Raw genomic sequence first — 17330 nt, 5'->3', positions numbered from 1 at the left:
AAGAATGCTGCAAAATAAAACAAAGATAATCTGGCTCATGACCAACACCTGTGCGGGAGATTCCATCTCCATGCTTAATTCGCTGCACCCGGACTACCGCCAGATGGTGGAGGAACTTTTCCATTTTTCCTTTAACGAGTTCTTTATGGCGGGGGAAGGCGGCGTCGCCACGGGCGTGCTCGAACAAGCGCTTCGAGAACCCAAAGGATCTTACATCCTGGTTGTCGAGGGGTCCATCCCGACAGCCGCCGGAGGTTTTTACTGCGTTGTGGGACAGCGCAACGGCAAGCCGTGGACGGCGCTTCAGGCCGTAACCGAACTTGCCGCCGGAGCGAATTACGTGGTCGCCGTCGGCACCTGCGCCTCTTTCGGCGGGCCGTACGCCGCCCATCCGAACCCCACGGGTTCCAAACCCGTAAACAAAGTCATACCGCAAAAGGTGATCAACGTGCCCGGTTGCCCGGTGCACCCGGACTGGATCGCGGGCACCCTTTTCCACCTCGTGCGCTACGGCGAGCCGCGCCTTGACGATAACAACCGCCCGGTCCTTTACTACGGCGAAACCATCCACGACCGCTGCCAGCGGCGCTACTACTTCGAAAACAGCATCTTTGCGGAAAAACCGGGAGAGCCTTGGTGCACGTATAAGATCGGCTGCAAGGGACCGGTGACCAGGGCCGACTGCCCCGTCCGCCCGTGGTGCGGCGGGCACACGAACTGGCCGGTGGGGGCCAACACCCCGTGCATCGGCTGCACGAGCCCGGAGTTCCCGGACGGGATGTCGCCCTTTTTCGAGCACCTCCCGGACATCAGTCTGCCCGGCGTTAAAGTCGCCGCGGACCGCGCGGGGATTATCACGGGCGCCGCTACCGCGCTCGGCATCGGCGTCCACCTGGCCGCAAACATCGCCACCGGAAGATTGGCCCACGTGCTCCGGAAGGGCAAAAAGGGGCAAAACACGCCCTCGCGCATATTCAAGAGGCTTGCGCAGCGTCGGAAGTAATGGATCCATTGCCGCATTCATCGCGTACTACAATAATGATTGCGGAATGATGAATGATGAATAAAGGAACATTGAGCGCGTTTCCGGTTTGACCGTAAGCGTGTTGCTCAACTGCAGAAGTGTAACATAAACGAAACGCCGTGAGAAGCGAACAGAGCAAGGAAGATTGGCAAGGACGGGCCGGAGCGTACAGTTCTTAGAGGTCGGAGACCAGAAGTCAGAGGTCAGATTCAAAGTGGGAATTCACAACTGCGAATTCCTTCAAGAATTCCGACTTCCGACGTCATGCATCTGACTTCTGAAACACGCCGCAATGCGTCGCTTATCGCGGCGCCCTGCCGAAAGAAGAGTTAGCTATACAACCGAAGGGTGGCACCATCAGAAGAACGAAAACCGGGAGACCCGTAAGCTTGGTTGCATAGAAGCAAGAGAGTAACATGAACGGAACGCGGCGAGAAGCAAGTAGAGCGCGAAGGACGACGCCGGACGGAGCGGAGCGTATTCGAAACGTACGTGAGCATCCGGCCGGTGGCGCCGACAAAGCTTTACGAAGCTTATCGTTGCGCCCGCCGAAAGAAGGATTAGTCTTTATTGAGCAGGAAAGTGGTCATCGACCCGGTTACCCGGGCGAACAACCGGGGACACGTTGAAATAACCATTGAAGACGGCAGGATGGTGGACTGCCGGTTTGCCACTCTCGTTTTCCGGGGTTTTGAGATCATGCTCCGGGGGCGCGACCCCCGGGACGCCCCTTATTTCACCGAAAGGATATGCGGCATTTGTTCCAGCGCCCATGCGACGGCCGCCGCCTTCGCCCTGGAGAACCTTGCGGGAACCCACCCGCCGGAAAACGGCAACCTGCTCCGAAACCTCATTCTTGCCGCGGATACCCTTCAGAATCATCTCCGGCAATTCTATCTTCTCGGTCTGCTCGATTATATCCCCGGGCCGGACCACCCGCCCTTCAGCCCGCGTTACCGGCGCGATTACCGTCTTTCCCCGCAGTTAAACCGGCGGCTTTTGGAACACTACTTTGAGGCCGCGGACATGAGCCGTATCGCGCACGAGATGCTCGCCGTACTCGGGGGTAAAGCGCCGTTCCAGCACGCCGTCCTGGCCGGCGGCGCCACTGTGCCCCCCGACGGAGCGGTGCTGCTCGATCTGCAGTCCAAGCTCAACCTGATCAGCCGTTTTGTGAAGGATAAGATGGTTCCCGACGCCCGGGTCATCGCGGAAGCCTATCCGGAGTACTATGAACTCGGAAAACGGCCGATGCGTTTACTCGTTTTCGGCATGTTCCCTCAAGACGCCAAACGCAAGCGTTTTTACTTCCCCGGCGGTGTGTTTGACGGTGACAGCTTTGAAGTATTCGACCCGGCGTTCATCGCGGAGCACCTGCGCTACGCCTACTACGAAGAAGACACTCGTTCCGACAAACCCACCGCCCGGCATACCGAGCCAAAACCCGGAAAGCCCGGCGCCTACTCCTGGATCAAAGCCCCGCGCTATCGGGGCAAGGCGTTTGAGGGAGGGCCGCTGGCCCGCCTATGGATTTTAGACAAGTACCGGCGCGGTGTTTCGGCGATGGACCGGATCATGGCCCGGGTGCTGGAAACAGATATGCTCTGCGGCCTGATGAACCGATGGCTGGAGGAATTGGAACCGGACGAGCCGATTTTTACCCCTTTCGAAGTGCCTAAGGCCGGCGAAGCCCTCGGCCTGACCGGTTCCATGCGGGGGTGCCTCCTGCACTACCTCCGCGTCGAAGGCGGGCGGATTGCAGGCTACAACATCATCACGCCGTCCGCATGGAACTTCTCCCCCCGCGACGACAACGGGGAACCCGGCCCGGTGGAGGAGGCGCTCCTCGGCACACCGGTGGCGGACCCCCGGGAACCGATCGAATTGGGACGCATCATCCGTTCCTTCGACCCGTGTTATTCATGCGCGACGCATCTGATTATTTCGGGGAAAAAAATTAAAGAATATATTCTGTGACTGTTTTTAAATTGAGGTGAGGATTCGTGACCATCCAATCCCGGCACCCGTTGCCCGTCAGGCTCTTCCACTGGACGCTGGCGCCGCTGGCGATCGCTCTCCTCGTTAGCGGTTTCTACATAAGCAGTCCGCCGAAGTGGGGCAGCATGCGGGTGGCACGGAAGATCCACGTAATCGCCGGGTTCTTGTTCACCTGTGGTTTTATCGCCCGTGTTTATTACGGCATTATACGCCGTGACTGGCGGATGATCGTTCCCGACCGCTATGACTTAAAAAGACTGCCCCACTTCGCCAAATACGAACTTTACCTCACCTCCAAGAAACCGGAGTTCCGTAAGTATAACCCCGGCAAGAAGTTTCTGTACACCGCATGGCCGCTCCTGGCGCTTGTCATGCTGCCCGCAGGCTTTCTACTATACGCTCCCAAAGTCTTCGCCCGTCCCATAAAATGGATCGGCGGCCTGAACCGGCTCAGGAGCATAGCCTATCACACTGCCCTATTCACAGCGGCAACCATTGCCTATCACATATACCTAAATCTCACCGACAGCGTGGGGATACTGAAATCTATCTTTACCGGTTATTACGAACGTGGAACTTAAAGAATATAGGAGGCGGAATATAGAATGTAGAAGCAAGGAGACAGAAAACAGCAACTCGGTAACAAGCCCCAACCGAAGAAAAAATCAATTGATCACAGATTGAAATATTGATTGTGGCTTGTCCGGATTAGGAAAGAATCCCCTTTCTACTGCCTACTGTCTCCTGAATCAGGGTTTCTCCCGGCCCTCCGTTGTTTCGTCGGGCACCGCTTTATCGCCTAATTGGGACGGCTACTTGCGTTCGAGGGTTTCGCGTTCAACCAGTCTCGACACCATAGAAGCCAGCACCCGGCGTTCGTTTGCGGTCCCCTGATCCCATAACTCTTTAATCAGACGCTGTTCCCGGTTTGACGGATCGATATGGCGGTTGAGGAATTCGCCAAAATGGTAGCCTATATCCTCGGTGTTTTCGTCGGAGACGCCAACAAGCCGCAGCGCCTTGAGGCCCTTCCCGAGCCATTCTTTGAATTCATTCCAGCCGAGGTCGACCTCCAAAGGCCGGTTCCTCCCCACCTTTTAACCTATTTTTAGTATGCCGCGTTTGTTTGCCTTAATTCAGGACGGAGTGCACGAAGGAATTAATATAGAATTAAGTAACAGGAGTGTGGTACCTCAAAGAGGACCCTTATTATCGCGTAAAACCGCTCGCGCCTCGGCGATGAGGTAGAGCGACCCCGTGACCACAACCAGGTCCTTCGGTCCGGCAAGCGTGACAGCCTGCGACACCGCTGCGGGAATATCCTCTATTTCATAAACTCTGGGCGCGTGCTCCCGGGCCGATCCCGCCAGTTCCCGCCAGTTCCCGGCGCGCGAACCCGGCGGGCGCGTCACGACCACCGCGGCCGCCAAAGGACAGAGTTTCGCCGCCGCCTCGGAGCGTTCCTTGTCGGCCAGCATCCCCAGCACGAGAACCAGACGCCGTCCCGGAAAATAGTCTTCCAGCGCGTTTTTAAGCGCCGCCGCTCCGGCGGCGTTATGCGCCCCGTCCAGAATGACCAGGGGGCTGTCGCGCACCACCTCAAGACGTCCGGGCCACACCGCCGAGGCCAGTCCGGCCCTTACCGCGGTTCCGCCGAGCCGCCGGCCCTGTTCCTCCAGCAGCCTTACCGCCGCCACCGCGCAGGCGGCGTTTTTAAGCTGATGACGGCCCAAAAGCCTTATCCTGAGCCCCTCATCCGCGCCCCACCAGCCGTAAACGTCAAATTCCTGGCCTGAAAATGGAGGCAGGAGGTCCGCAAGTTTTTGCCCCGAAAGACCGGCGCCTCGTCCGACCGGATAGAAATCCCTCCCTGAAACAAAAAGCGGAGCGTTCTTCGCACGACACGCCTGTTCGATCACTTCCAGCGCCTCTCCTACGGCCGCCGTCACCACCGGCGTCCCGTGCTTGATTATCCCTGCTTTTTCCCCGGCGATCTGCAGGATGCTGTCCCCGAGGTAGTCGGTGTGGTCGACCGTAACGTTGGTGATTACCGCCACTTCCGGCGAAATGATGTTCGTGGCGTCGTACCTGCCGCCCAGGCCGACTTCCACCACCGCAACGTCCACCGCTTCCTCGTTAAAATAAAGAAACGCCAGCGCGGCATGGATTTCGAACTCCGTAGGTATCACACCGCCCGCCCGCAGGACTTCAAGCTCGGGCCGCACCCCGGCGGCCAGGGCGCCGAAACGCTCCGGCGGCAGATCCCGGCCGTTGATGCGAAAGCGTTCCGTATAAGAATGGAGGTGCGGCGAGGTAAACGTTCCGACCTTATACCCGCTTTCGACAAGCATCGCCGTCAGCATGGCGCAGACCGAACCCTTACCGTTAGTCCCCCCCACGTGGACGCACTTGAGACGCTGCTGGGGATTACCGAGGCGCGCCGCGAGCGCCCGGATCCTTTCGAGTCCGGGCCTGATCCCCGCCGCCGCCGCATTTTGGATATAATCCACCGCTTCTTCGTAAGTCATGGAACGCCTTTCTAATAAGGATTTAGTTCCTCCCGTAGGCCGGAATAAGGCTGAAGGCCGTTTCCGGCAAAAACGGAGACACCATATCCAGACGCCGGAAACGCTATCGCTTATTCCGGCCTACTCGCTTTCGACTCTGTGCCACATGTAGTAGGCCGTTTCCGGCAACCTAATCCAAATCCATTCCTACAATCTTCTCCGGTTCAGCACGCCCCCAATCCGTTTCGTACCAACCCCGGCGCACAAAATGCCCAAAAGAACTGTGTGACCAATCCCCGGGTGCAACCGCAAGGCCGTGCTTGACCGGGTTATAATGAATATAATCCAAGTGGCGGTGCAGATCGTCCTCATCCCGGATTAGATGCTCCCAAAACCTCGGCTTCCATATCGTTTTACTACCTTCTCTCCGGGTGGAGGCCGGAACGCGGCGAGAAAAACAGCTCTTAAGGATTTGCCACCGTCCCGAAAAATCAGCATCCCCCGCCGGTAATGTCCAAATGCAATGCAGGTGATCCGGCAGCACCACAATCGCACTCAGCAAAAACAGCCTCCTCCGCAGGGTGTACCGGAACGCCTCCCGCAGCAGCGTAACATTGGCCTCGTCCGCAAACCATCGCTGACGGTTGTAGGTTACCACGGTAAAAAAGTAAGTGCCACCTGGTACGTATAACCGCCTGTAATCGCTCAAGGTCTTCCTCCCGTATTCGACCGCCGGAAACGCTGCGCTTATTCCGGCCTACCCGCGACTACTGACTATTCCTCCAGCATCCTCCGCCGGTTTTGCAGCGCCTCCCGCTTCGCGGCAAGCTCGTCCCGTTTCTCCCGCTCCCCGGCCACCACCTCTGCCGGGGCCTTGGACAGGAACCCGGAGTTGGCGAGTTTTCCTTCGACCCGGATAAGTTCCTTTCCCACCGCTTCTATCTCCCGGGCCAGCCGCGCGCGTTCCTTTTCCATGTCCACCAGCCCGCCGAGGGGCATGAACACCTCCACTCCCGCCGCAACGGCGTGGGCCGCCTGCGCCGGCTTCGCCGTAAGCTCCGCGGCCAGTGTTACAGACCCGACAGCCAGTTCCTCAATGTATCCCTTTCCCTTTTTAATAATGCCCCGCACTCTTTCATCCGGGGCAACCAGAACCAGAGCGGCCCGCCGCCCGGGGGGCACGTTCATTTCCGCCCTGACGTGCCGCACCGCCCGGATCACTTCAATGATCAGGCCCATCTCTTCCTCCGCTTCCGGGTCTTCCGCCCCCGGCCTTTGCTCCGGCCAGGACTGTCGAATCAACGGCGCCCCGTCTTTATCGAGACGGCTCCAAATCTCCTCGGTGACGAAGGGAATGAACGGGTGCAGAAGCCTTAGTATGCCTCCCAAAACCTCGCGCAAAACCGTCCGGGCTGTCGCCGCCTCCCCGGGTGTACCGCGGTACAACCGGGGCTTTGCCAGCTCCACATACCAGTCGCAAAATTCGTCCCAGACAAACTCGTAAAGCGCCCGCGCCGCCTCGCCGAGTTCATATGCCTCAAGTCCCGCTGTGGCCCTTTCAACCGCGCCCCGGTAACGGCTGAGTATCCAGCGGTCGCTCAGTTCGGCTTCCGCCGGGGCCTCCGCCCCCGTACCTTCGATGTCAAGGTTCATCAGTACGAACCGCGAGGCGTTCCAGAGCTTGTTGACAAAGTTTCGCGCGCCGTCCAGTTTCTCGTAATTGAAACGCAAGTCGTTTCCGGGAGTATTCCCGGTTATGAGCATGAACCGCAGGCTGTCGGCGCCGTGGCTTTCTATCACATCGATCGGGTCGACACCGTTGCCGAGCGATTTGGACATCTTGCGTCCCAGAGCGTCCAGCACCAGGCCGTGGATGAAGACCTCCCTGAAAGGCACTTTCTCCTTGAAGGCCAGCCCCATAAAAAGCATCCGCGCCACCCAGAAAAAGATAATGTCGCGTCCGGTGACGAGCACCGCGGTCGGGTAGAAATATTTGAGGTCGGCGGTATCTTTCGGCCAGCCCAGGGTGGAAAAAGGCCACAGCGCCGAAGAAAACCAGGTGTCGAGCACGTCGGGGTCCTGCTCCACCCGCGCCGAGCCGCAGTTCGGACACTCATGGACCTCCCGCCCTGAAGCGGCCGTTTCACCGCAATCCGCGCAGTACCAGACGGGGATTCGGTGTCCCCACCAAAGCTGGCGTGAGATGCACCAGTCCCGGATGTTTTCCAGCCAGTGCAGGTAGATTCGCGTGAAACGCTCCGGCACGAACTCCACCCGGCCTTCACGCGCAGCGTCGATCGCAGGTTCGGCTAGCGGTTTCATCCGCACGAACCACTGCTTCGAAACCAGGGGTTCGATGACCGTATCGCAGCGGTAGCAGTGTCCCACGGCGTGGTTCAGGTCCTCGACCTTTACCAGCAGACCCTGCGCCTCAAGATCCCGGACGACCAGTTTCCGGCACTCCCACCGGTCGAGCCCCGTATAGCGCGCGCCGGCCTCCGGCGTCATCCGGCCGTCCTGGTCGATCACCCGCACCGCCGGCAGGTTGTGGCGGCCGCCGATCTCGAAGTCGTTCGGATCGTGCGCGGGTGTCACCTTCAGCGCTCCCGTACCGAACTCCGTTTCGACGTGCGCGTCGGCGATGACCGGGATTTCCCGCCCGGCCAGCGGCAGGACTATAACCCGTCCGATAAGCTCCCGGTAGCGCTCGTCGGCGGGGTTGACCGCCACGGCCGTATCGCCGAGCATCGTTTCCGGACGGGTGGTGGCGATTGCCACAAAACGGTCTTCGTTTTTGACCGGATATTTGATGTAGTAAAGGTTGCCGGCCGTATCCTTGTGTTCGACCTCAATGTCGGAAATCACGGTCCGGCAGTGCGGGCACCAGTTGACAATATAACTGCCCCTGTAAATGAGCCCCCGGGCGTAAAGCTTTAAAAAAACCTCTTTTACCGCCTCCGAGCATCCCGCATCCATCGTGAACCGCTCCCGGTCCCAGTCACAGGATGCCCCCAGGCGTCGCAACTGCTGCGTGATGCGGTTGCCGTATTTCTCCTTCCAGGACCAAACCTGTTCGAGGAACTGCTCCCTTCCGAGTTCGTGGCGGGATGTCCCTTCTTTGGCAAGCATCGCTTCAACCCGCGCCTGGGTGGCGATTCCCGCATGGTCCGTCCCCGGCAGCCAAAGGGCGGCGTAACCCTGCATCCGGCGCCACCGGATTAAAACGTCCTGGAGCGTATTGTCAAGGGCGTGGCCCATGTGCAGCTCTCCCGTGACGTTGGGCGGCGGCATCACGATACAAAAAGGGTTTTTCCCGGGATCAACAGCGGCGCTGAAGAAGCGTCCTTCCTCCCAGAACCGGTACCATTTTTCCTCGACCTGCTCCGGCGCGTAAACGGTCGGCAGTGTCTTCTCGGCCATAACGTCATCCTCCGGACAATCAATAAAAGCTTATTCCGCCAAACTCCATAGGTCAGAATTTAGTAGTCAGAATCCAGAAGTCAGAAGTCGGGAATTAAAACAGAACCAAAATTTTCTCTTCCATATTCTACATTATAAATTCCAAATTCTGAACCCTGGAACACAGCTCCAAATTCTTACCACCATATCTTATCCGGCCCGGCTTTTCATGTCAACTTACCCGAATATCCACCGGAGTACAGCCATAACATCCACTAAAAGATAGTTTACGCGTTTCGGGTTGCGAGTTACGGGTTGGAGATTTAAAGTCCCGAGTCCTCAGTCGAAAGTCATTAGTCCGAAAAGAAAGGGCCCTAAGCGTAAGGCGTGGTACGCAGGACAGTTGCTTAGGTATGGGGTTCCGGTGAGCAGCCGGAATAAAGTTTATTTCATCCTCCGGCTTCCGGCTTCTGATTACTGACTACTGACTTCTAAACAGGAGGATATAATTTTGCGCCTGCTTGGTGTTGGTTTGGCCTGCGTCTGTATTCTGATTTCCATACTGATGTTTTCCAGGCAGCTGTGGGAAAAGGAACGTCCTTTGCTCCTTATCACGTCGCCGGCGCCCCGGATGGAACTGCTGCCGGTCTACATCGGGGTCTGCCTCGGTTATTTCGAGACGAACGGGATTGAAGCACAGATAGTAAACACGGCCGTTCAAGATGAAAAACAAAAACAGACCGTTCTAAAGACGTGTGAAATTGAAGAAGTGCTATATGCCCGGGCGTTCGACGGCGCCAAAAACGTGGCGATTACCGTGCTGTCCGAACGGGATTGCGCTGTGCTGCTCGGGCGCAGCCCCGAACCCTTTACGTGGGATGAGATGCGCGAAAATAGCGTCATAACCGCCGGTCCGTCAAGCGCGACAACCGCGGTCCTGGAAGAAACCCTGCGGGAAAACAAGGTCCGCCCGCACCGGGAGGTCACCCTGATGCAGAATATACCGGAAGAACTGCGGATACCGGTTTTCCTAGCGGGCACCGGCGACTACATTGTGGTTTCCGAACCATTGGCAACCGTGTTGATCGAACAGAAAAAGGCCTTTCCCGCCGCCCGCATCGGCGACGGGAAGCCTCTCCCGCGCACCGTTATCGCGGCCGGCGAAGATTGGGCGATTCAAAACCCCGCACTGACGGCCTCCGTTGAAAAATCTTTAACCCGCGCCCGGGCGTATATCTACTCGCACTCACCCGCCGAACTCGCCTGTTTGACCGGTCCTTTCTTCCCCAATGTCAGCCTTTCCACGCTGGAGAAGGTCATAGCCCGGGGGCAGAGTAATAGAACTTGGGGACTTTCCGGAAAGGCAAACGCCGACTCATTCAACGGTCTGCAGGAAATACTGAAGCAGGCCGGGGAACTCCCCAGACCTTTAGTCTACGAAGAAGTGTTTAAGGATCGGAAGTGACCCGGCACTCAACATACACTTTAAATAACATTTTTCCAGAATAAAAATTATAATCCCCAAAGTAAACTTTTCGCTTACCGGGTTGAATGCCGGGTAAATTTTAAGGGCCCCAAAGGGCCCTCATGACTCGTGACTGTCAACTTTTGACTCGTTAACCTGCGACTCCGGTTTCCCGTCCCCTGATCCCAGACTAAGGACTGAGGACTTTCGACTCAGGACTGAACTCGTCACCCGTAACCCGCGAATGATTCAGGCCTGCGTCCAGGTTACCGCCGTAAGGGATTCCGTTTCCGGATAAGTCAGCGGCACCTCTTCGACCAGAGCGGCCTTCAAAACCTCATCCATATGGTCGACAAAGATGAACCTGAGCCTATTCTTTACGTAAGGCGGGATGTCTTCAAGCTCTTTCTTGTTATCCGCGGGCATGATTATCTTCTTGATGCCCGCCCGGTGCGCCGCGAGGATCTTCTCTTTAACGCCGCCCACCGGCAACACACGCCCCCGCAGGGTGATTTCGCCGGTCATCGCCAGGTCGTGCCGCACCTTCCGTCCCGTGAGCGCCGAGGCAAGCGCCGTGGCCATGGTTATCCCCGCCGACGGGCCGTCTTTCGGCGTCGCCCCTTCCGGGACGTGGATGTGAATATCCATCTTCTCATGAAAGTCCTCGTCTATCCCCAATTGCGTCACCCGGGAGCGGATAAAGCTGTGTCCGGCCTGCGCGGACTCCCGCATTACCTCCCCTAGTTTCCCGGTCAGGGTCAGGCCGCCCTTCCCCCTGCAGAGCGTCACCTCTATATAAAGGGTATCCCCCCCCGTCTCGGTCCAGGCAAGGCCGGTGGCAACGCCGACCTCGTCTTCCTTCTCGGCAAGACCGTAACGGTAACGTGGAATACCGAGCAGTTTTTCCACGTTCTGCGCGGAAGCGCGGACCACCTTGGCTTCCTCGGATACTATCTGCTTGGCCGTCTTCCGGCAAACCGCCGCGATCTGTCTTTCCAGATTCCGCACACCCGATTCCCTGGTGTATTCTCGGATTATCTTACGCAAGGCGTTTTCGGAAAAAATCAACTGGTCCTTTTTAAGGCCGTGTTCTTTCAACTGTTTCGGCATCAAATGTCGGACGGCGATCTGAACCTTTTCTTCCTCGGTATATCCCGGGATCTGAATGAGTTCCATCCGGTCCAGAAGCGGTCTCGGGATGTTGTACTGGTAGTTGGCCGTGGTAATGAACAACACCTGCGATAGATCGTAGGGTATTTCGATGTAATGGTCGGAAAAGCTGTTGTTCTGTTCCGGGTCCAATACTTCCAAAAGCGCGGATGACGGGTCGCCCCGGAAATCCGTGCTCATCTTATCCACTTCGTCCAGAAGGAACACCGGGTTCTTGGAGGTCGCCTGACGCATCCCCTGAATGATCCGCCCCGGCAGCGCCCCCACGTAAGTGCGCCGGTGCCCGCGGATTTCCGCCTCGTCCCGTACGCCGCCGAGGGAGATACGGACAAATTTCCGTTCCAGCGCTCGCGCAATCGAACGCCCGAGGGAAGTCTTCCCCACGCCGGGCGGGCCCACAAAGCACAGGATAGGCCCCTTCATAGTTTTGACCAGTTTTCGTATCGCCAGATATTCAAGAATACGCTCCTTGGGCTCCTTAAGACCGTAGTGATCCTCGTCGAGGATCTTCTGGGCCGCATCAATGTCCAGACGGTCGCGCGTGGCCTTCGTCCAGGGCAGGGCAAGAATCCAATCAAGATAATTGCGTACCACCGTAGCCTCGGCCGCCATCGGCGGCATTTTCTCCAGACGCTCAACCTCTTTCAGCGCCTTTTCTTCCACCTCTTTGGGAAGTTTGGCTTCGGCGATTTTTTCCCGGTATTCCTCACCCTCGGCCTGACGCTCGTCCTTATCGCCAAGTTCCTTTTGAATGGCCTTTATCTGCTCGCGTAAATAATACTCTTTTTGTGTCTTTTCCATCTGCTTGCGTACCCGGATATTAATCCGCCGTTCAAGCTCGACTATTTCCATCTCCCGGGTAAGAATGGCGCAAAGCTTTTCCAGGCGCGCCGCCACGTCTATCGCTTCCAGGAGTTCCTGTTTATCCTCGATTTTAAGGGTGAGGTGCGATGCTATAATGTCCGCTAATCGACCCGGTTCTTCGATATTCACAACCGAAACCACGGTATCCGGAGAGATGCGCTTAGACAGTTTGACGTACTGTTCAAACTGGTTCACAACGCTGCGCATCAGGGCTTCCACGTGGCTGTTCTTCGTGTGCGCCTCGGTGAACTGCTCAATCTCTACCGTAAAGTAGGGCTGCTGCGCCATGAAACGCGTGATCTTCGCCCTATTCAAACCCTCGACCAGCACCCGGATCGTCCCGCCGGGCAGCTTGAGCAGCTGTTTGACTTCGGCCACCGTTCCGACATCATAGATATCCTCGGGCTGAGGATCATCGGTCTGAGCATCCTTCTGGGTGGCAAGAAAAATAAACCGGTCGCGGAGCATTGTCTCGTCAATCGCCCGGACTGATTTTTCCCTTCCAACATCAAGGTGGATCACCATATAAGGAAAAACCAAAACGCCTCGTAAAGGAAGAAGCGGTAAGACCCCTGTTTTTGCCTCCACTGTAGCACCTCCTTGTCTGCTTGACTCTTCCATCAATTAGCTAACCTTTATTTTAACATACGACAAATACCTGTGCTACAGGAATAAACGCCCCGAATATCAAATATGCTCTGGAAATGGTATTATTTATACCTTTAGGGTTAGCTCTCCGTAAAGCGACATATTGTTTAAGGAAGGGAAAAGTTCCGCCGTACCCTTTTCTTTCAAAAGCGCTCCTTTAATTACCTCCTCGAGGCGGTCCACCGGAACCACTTCAACCTCACTGATATCGTCAAAAAGCTTCTGGTAGTTGCCCTTCGGGATCAAGACCCGTTTCGCCCCCGCCCGGACGGCCGCCATTACCTTGGGAACGATCCCGCCCACGGGCTTTACCATGCCCCAGATGGACACCTCCCCGGTAAGCGCCACCCGGTGGTCGACGGGGACGCCGGTTATCGCCGAGTACACGGCCGTTGCCACCGCAACGCCCGCAGACGGACCGTCAACCGGTATCCCGCCGGGGAAATTGATATGAATGTCGTAATCCTTCGGTTCTATTTGCGCCACGCAGCGCAGGGCTGTAACCACATTTTCCACCGCGCTCTTGGCCGAGCTCTTCCGGCGGATCAGTCGCCCGGTCCCCTGCATTTCTTCCTCCTCGACCACCCCTGTGACTATCAAACGGCCGCGTCCCTTTTCCACCGGAAGGGCGGAAGCCTCGATCTCCAGGACCATACCGACGTTCGGCCCGTAAACCGCCAGACCCGTAACCCGGCCTACCGACGGCTCCGAAGGCATCCTTTCTTCCGGCCGGGGGTTATACTGTCCACACGCAACAACCCACTCCATATCCGCCACATCAAGCGCCGACCGTCCCTCAGCCAGCGCCATACCAGCCCCCAGTTGCACCATACTTACGGCTTCCCGTCCGTTGGTGGCGTATTTCGTTAGCACGTCCAGAACCCCTTCCTCCGGCTCCAGGTCCACACGCCGTATGGCATTCACGGCAATGACCCTGATTTCCGCAGGAGAAAGCGGCCGGAAGAAAATTTCCACGCACCGGGACCGGATCGCCGGCGTGATATCCTCAGTCTGGCGTGTGGTGGCGCCTATCAGGCGGAAATCCGCGGGCAGCCCGTTTTGAAACATATCGTGGATGTGGGCGGGCGTATTCATATCCTCGGGACTGTAGTAAGCGCTTTCAAGAAAAACCCGCCGGTCTTCAAGCACCTTTAAAAGCTTATTCATCTGGATGGGATGAAGTTCCCCTATTTCGTCTAGGAAGAGGATGCCGCCGTGAGCGCGGGTCACCGCGCCCGGTTTTGGCTGCGGAACACCGGCGACCCCCAGCGGTCCCGCGCCCTGGTATATGGGATCATGCACCGACCCGATGAGCGGATCGGCGATTCCCCGCTCGTCGAACCGGGCGGTGGTTGCATCCATCTCCACGAATTTCGCTTCTTTTTTAAACGGCGACCTGTCGTTTTTTTTGGCCTCCTCCAGAATCAGCCTGGCAGCCGCCGTCTTACCGACCCCCGGGGGGCCGTAAAGAAGCACGTGCTGCGGATTCGGGCCGCAAAGCGCCGCCCTTAAGGCTTTGACCGCCTCTTCCTGACCGACAAGCTCGCTGAAGTCCTGAGGGCGCGTCTTTTCCGCAAGCGGCTCGGTGAGCGAGATCGCCCTCAACTGGCGGAGCTTTTCAACCTCGCGGTGCGAATCCCGTTTTACCACCACCTTACCGCTCTGTTGCGCCTTAAGCAGGTTCCAAAAATAAAGTCCGATAACCACCCCGAAAAAAACCTGGATAACGGTCAGGATACCGGCAAAGTTGCCCGGAAACCAACCCACAATTGCTCCTCCTCACAAAAAGACGTTCAAGGTTCAAAGTTCAATGTTCAAGGTTTGAAAACAGAATAGCCTCTTCTGATCGGCTAAGACGGTCAGAATATAGAATGTAGAATAAGACTCGTAACTCGAGACTCATAACCCAATACTTCTTCTTACCTTCTACACTTCTACCTTCTTCTTCTGCCTTCTGACGGTCGTATCGTTAACGTGTAGTATTGCTAAGTTTTCCCGTTTTTAAACAAAAATAAAAAAATTCGCCGGTTTTCCGACGGTCTCAATCTCTGATTCCGCGGGCAGGATGCTGTCTTTCTTTCCCGCTTCCGATCCAGGTAAACTTACACGCCCAACGGCCTCCCGGGGTAAAACACCCCCGTGAGTATTGGGTTCGGTAAAGTCAGCCTTGACATGTTACGCTTATACGTGTAATATTATTATTACACATGAAAGGATTGAAGCATCTATAATCCTTCCGAAGAGATCTCATATACGCTGGACATTGACGACGGAGAGGAGGGGTAAGAATTAATGGAAAAAGTGATTCAAAACCGATGTCGCCATCCGGAAATGACCTGATTAAAATACTGGGAGCACTGGCCAATCCTTACCGGATAAAGATCATCGCCTTATTGACAGGCAGGCGTATCCATGTCAGTCAGCTCGCCCGTGAGGTTATGATAAGCCGGCCGTTACTGTACATGCACTTAAAGCGTTTAGAGAACGCCGGGTTGGTGGCGGGTAAAATGGAATTGTCGGATGACGGTAAAGCAATGAACTATTACGAAGTGACACCGTTTACGCTGCGCATAAGTCCGGAGAGCATCGCCGAAGCGGCAAATACACTTGCTATTGCGAAAGCCGGCGGCGGTTCGGAAGCTAATAGTGGAAAGGAGGATAATAAATGAATACGACATTTGCCGGGATGGGCTTTGTGCTTGCCATTTTAACGATGTTAACCGTGCTGGCTGTGGTGGTGATATGGCAAGCATTAAAGACTTCCCGAGCTAAAACCCGAAGCATGGCTGAAATCGCCAGGGACGAAGCGTATCGGAAACTTGCGGAGGAAGCCGTTTCAGTACAGCGGAAGATGGCTGAGGATCTGTCGGACCTGCGCGCCCGCATAATTTCCATGGAAAAGATGCTTCGCGAGGTCGATTGAGGTTGCCAAACGCCGAAGGGACCGCTGCAGTTAAAATACGGAGAGATCCCTTCTGAATCCGGACAAATGATTGGATAGGCTGCAATGCTTCGTGTCACAAAAAGAAGCGGGTGGTATTAAATGGGTGTGTTACTCGACATATTGACAACACTTCTCATGCTGGTCGTGCTGACTCTCATCCTGGTGATGATCGGAAAATTTATGTCTAAAAAATTAAGCAATAAGCAGAAAAACGGGTGGCTGATAATACATATCATCGCCGTAATTGTTTATTTCAGCGGTCTATTCGGCACGCTTCTGTTAGCCGTTTCGACGACATTTTTCACGGACGGAAAACTGATCTATGCGGCACATTTATTTATCCAGTACTTTGACTGGTTCTTAATTATCCCCGGTGCATTCGGTTCTCTGATGACAGGTATCTGGCTTGCCATACGGACACATTGGGGGCTTACGAAACATTATTGGGTTATTGCCAAATGGTTCGGAAATGTTTCAGCAATTCTTTTCGGTGCTAATTTCATGCGTGTGTGGATTCACGATTCATTTCCTGAAATATTTTCCGACACCCTTCATCCCCTTCAGAACCCGGCTTATCTTAGAAATCGGCAAATGTTGTTCATCGGCACTGCGATTAGTTTTGCTATTCTACTCTCCTTATTGGTTGTCTCTTATTTGAAGCCGTGGAGGAAAATAAAGCCGAGAAACATCCCAGTGAAAGTAAAAGCGTATACCTGGTCATCCGGAACCTGTCAAGAAAATAATACACCCGCAAATCCTTGTACCAAGGTTTTGCGGGCGGGAAATTTTCTGGCTCCGCGAGCAGGATTCGAACCTGCAACCCTCCGGTTAACAGCCGGATGCTCTACCGTTGAGCTATCGCGGAACGGCTTTTGTAAACCTTATAAAGCGGTGTCTTTACATCACGGACACCAGGAAGTATTATAGCAACTACTCCTGCAAAACGCAAGCCGTAGTATGTGCCAAACAGTCCCGAGTTCCGAGTCGCGAGTCGAAAGTCACAAGTCCTTTTAAAATCAAGGACTTTCAATCAAGGATTTAACCCGTAACTCATAACTCATTTTCCCCATCCCCTGACTGAGGACCTAACCGTAAATCGTAACCCCCAATCCCGTTTCCGTTCCCTGTTCCTGACTGAGGACTGAGGACTTTCGACTGAGGACTTAGTCCGTGACTATTCTCTTACCCCGGTGACCACACCGCAGCCGACCGTCCGGCCGCCTTCACGGATCGCGAACCGAAGTCCCTCTTCAATCGCGATCGGGGTGATCAACTCGATGTCTATCGTGACGTTGTCGCCGGGCATTACCA

Annotated in this window: 13 protein-coding genes and 1 tRNA gene; 6 read left to right on the top strand and 8 right to left on the bottom strand. The window is 55.9% G+C overall.

Going from position 1 to position 17330, the window contains the following annotated elements:
* The first annotated feature begins 4 nt into the window (after positions 1 to 4).
* The 3 genes from AB1500_04355 (at position 5) to AB1500_04345 (ending at position 3603) form a co-directional block, all read left to right on the top strand.
* Entirely contained in the window at positions 5 to 1003 is a 999-nt protein-coding gene (locus tag AB1500_04355) for a hydrogenase small subunit (GenBank protein ID MEW6182395.1), read from the top strand.
* Between the two features lie 591 nt (positions 1004 to 1594).
* Positions 1595 to 3001 carry a nickel-dependent hydrogenase large subunit gene (locus tag AB1500_04350; GenBank protein ID MEW6182394.1) on the top strand — a complete coding sequence of 469 codons (1407 nt, stop codon included), beginning with the start codon at positions 1595 to 1597 and terminating at the stop codon, positions 2999 to 3001.
* 26 nt (positions 3002 to 3027) lie between these two features.
* Positions 3028 to 3603 carry a cytochrome b/b6 domain-containing protein gene (locus tag AB1500_04345; protein ID MEW6182393.1) on the top strand — a complete coding sequence of 192 codons (576 nt, stop codon included), beginning with the start codon at positions 3028 to 3030 and terminating at the stop codon, positions 3601 to 3603.
* A 231-nt stretch (positions 3604 to 3834) separates the two neighbouring features.
* Here the strand turns inward: AB1500_04345 and AB1500_04340 are convergent, their stop codons facing one another.
* The 4 genes from AB1500_04340 to AB1500_04325 form a co-directional block, all read right to left on the bottom strand.
* Positions 3835 to 4098, bottom strand: a complete 264-nt coding sequence (locus tag AB1500_04340; protein ID MEW6182392.1) for a DUF3243 family protein — start codon at positions 4096 to 4098, stop codon at positions 3835 to 3837.
* Positions 4099 to 4215: 117 nt separating this feature from the next.
* A complete protein-coding gene (locus AB1500_04335) occupies positions 4216 to 5550 on the bottom strand; it encodes a folylpolyglutamate synthase/dihydrofolate synthase family protein (protein MEW6182391.1) in 1335 nt (444 codons plus the stop codon).
* Positions 5551 to 5719: 169 nt separating this feature from the next.
* Entirely contained in the window at positions 5720 to 6238 is a 519-nt protein-coding gene (locus AB1500_04330) for a transposase (GenBank protein MEW6182390.1), read from the bottom strand.
* A 65-nt stretch (positions 6239 to 6303) separates the two neighbouring features.
* On the bottom strand, positions 6304 to 8949 hold the full coding sequence (locus tag AB1500_04325; GenBank protein ID MEW6182389.1) for a valine--tRNA ligase: 2646 nt from the start codon (positions 8947 to 8949) through the stop codon (positions 6304 to 6306).
* Positions 8950 to 9439: 490 nt separating this feature from the next.
* Here AB1500_04325 and AB1500_04320 point away from each other — a divergent pair, with 490 nt between their 5' ends.
* Positions 9440 to 10393 (top strand): hypothetical protein, encoded by a 954-nt coding sequence (locus tag AB1500_04320; GenBank protein ID MEW6182388.1) that lies wholly within the window; start codon positions 9440 to 9442, stop codon positions 10391 to 10393.
* 249 nt (positions 10394 to 10642) lie between these two features.
* On the opposite strand, the gene lon is transcribed toward AB1500_04320, so the two are convergent.
* Together lon and lonB are read right to left on the bottom strand one after the other, a co-directional pair.
* A complete protein-coding gene (gene lon, locus AB1500_04315; GenBank protein MEW6182387.1) occupies positions 10643 to 13048 on the bottom strand; it encodes an endopeptidase La in 2406 nt (801 codons plus the stop codon).
* Positions 13049 to 13141: 93 nt separating this feature from the next.
* Positions 13142 to 14842 carry an ATP-dependent protease LonB gene (gene lonB / locus AB1500_04310; GenBank protein ID MEW6182386.1) on the bottom strand — a complete coding sequence of 567 codons (1701 nt, stop codon included), beginning with the start codon at positions 14840 to 14842 and terminating at the stop codon, positions 13142 to 13144.
* Positions 14843 to 15390: 548 nt separating this feature from the next.
* Between lonB and AB1500_04305 the strand changes: the two genes are divergently transcribed.
* Both AB1500_04305 and AB1500_04300 read left to right on the top strand, forming a co-directional pair.
* Positions 15391 to 15744, top strand: a complete 354-nt coding sequence (locus AB1500_04305; GenBank protein MEW6182385.1) for a winged helix-turn-helix domain-containing protein — start codon at positions 15391 to 15393, stop codon at positions 15742 to 15744.
* Positions 15741 to 15998, top strand: coding sequence for a hypothetical protein (locus AB1500_04300; protein MEW6182384.1), 258 nt, complete (start codon positions 15741 to 15743; stop codon positions 15996 to 15998). The genes AB1500_04305 and AB1500_04300 overlap by 4 nt, the downstream gene beginning before the upstream one ends.
* An 811-nt stretch (positions 15999 to 16809) precedes the next feature.
* Here AB1500_04300 and AB1500_04295 read toward each other — a convergent pair.
* Positions 16810 to 16884: transfer RNA gene (locus tag AB1500_04295), tRNA-Asn, on the bottom strand.
* Between the two features lie 309 nt (positions 16885 to 17193).
* On the bottom strand, positions 17194 to 17330 hold a 137-nt coding region (gene tuf / locus AB1500_04290), incomplete at its 5' end, for an elongation factor Tu (GenBank protein MEW6182383.1).

This window comes from Bacillota bacterium (assembly GCA_040755295.1).
Lineage (GTDB): Bacteria > Bacillota > Desulfotomaculia > Desulfotomaculales > Ammonificaceae > SURF-55.
The sequence above is the reverse complement of the archived record's forward strand: the minus strand, read 5'-3'. Positions and strand labels throughout refer to the sequence as shown.

Bases quoted from the DNA above. Each gene is read 5' to 3' on its own strand.
- AB1500_04355 (MEW6182395.1), top strand. From the start codon at position 5: ATGCTGCAAAATAAAACAAAGATAATCTGGCTCATGACCAACACCTGT.
- AB1500_04335 (MEW6182391.1), bottom strand. From the start codon at position 5,550: ATGACTTACGAAGAAGCGGTGGATTATATCCAAAATGCGGCGGCGGCG.
- AB1500_04325 (MEW6182389.1), bottom strand. From the start codon at position 8,949: ATGGCCGAGAAGACACTGCCGACCGTTTACGCGCCGGAGCAGGTCGAG.
- lon (MEW6182387.1), bottom strand. From the start codon at position 13,048: ATGGAAGAGTCAAGCAGACAAGGAGGTGCTACAGTGGAGGCAAAAACA.
- AB1500_04305 (MEW6182385.1), top strand. From the start codon at position 15,391: ATGTCGCCATCCGGAAATGACCTGATTAAAATACTGGGAGCACTGGCC.
- AB1500_04300 (MEW6182384.1), top strand. From the start codon at position 15,741: ATGAATACGACATTTGCCGGGATGGGCTTTGTGCTTGCCATTTTAACG.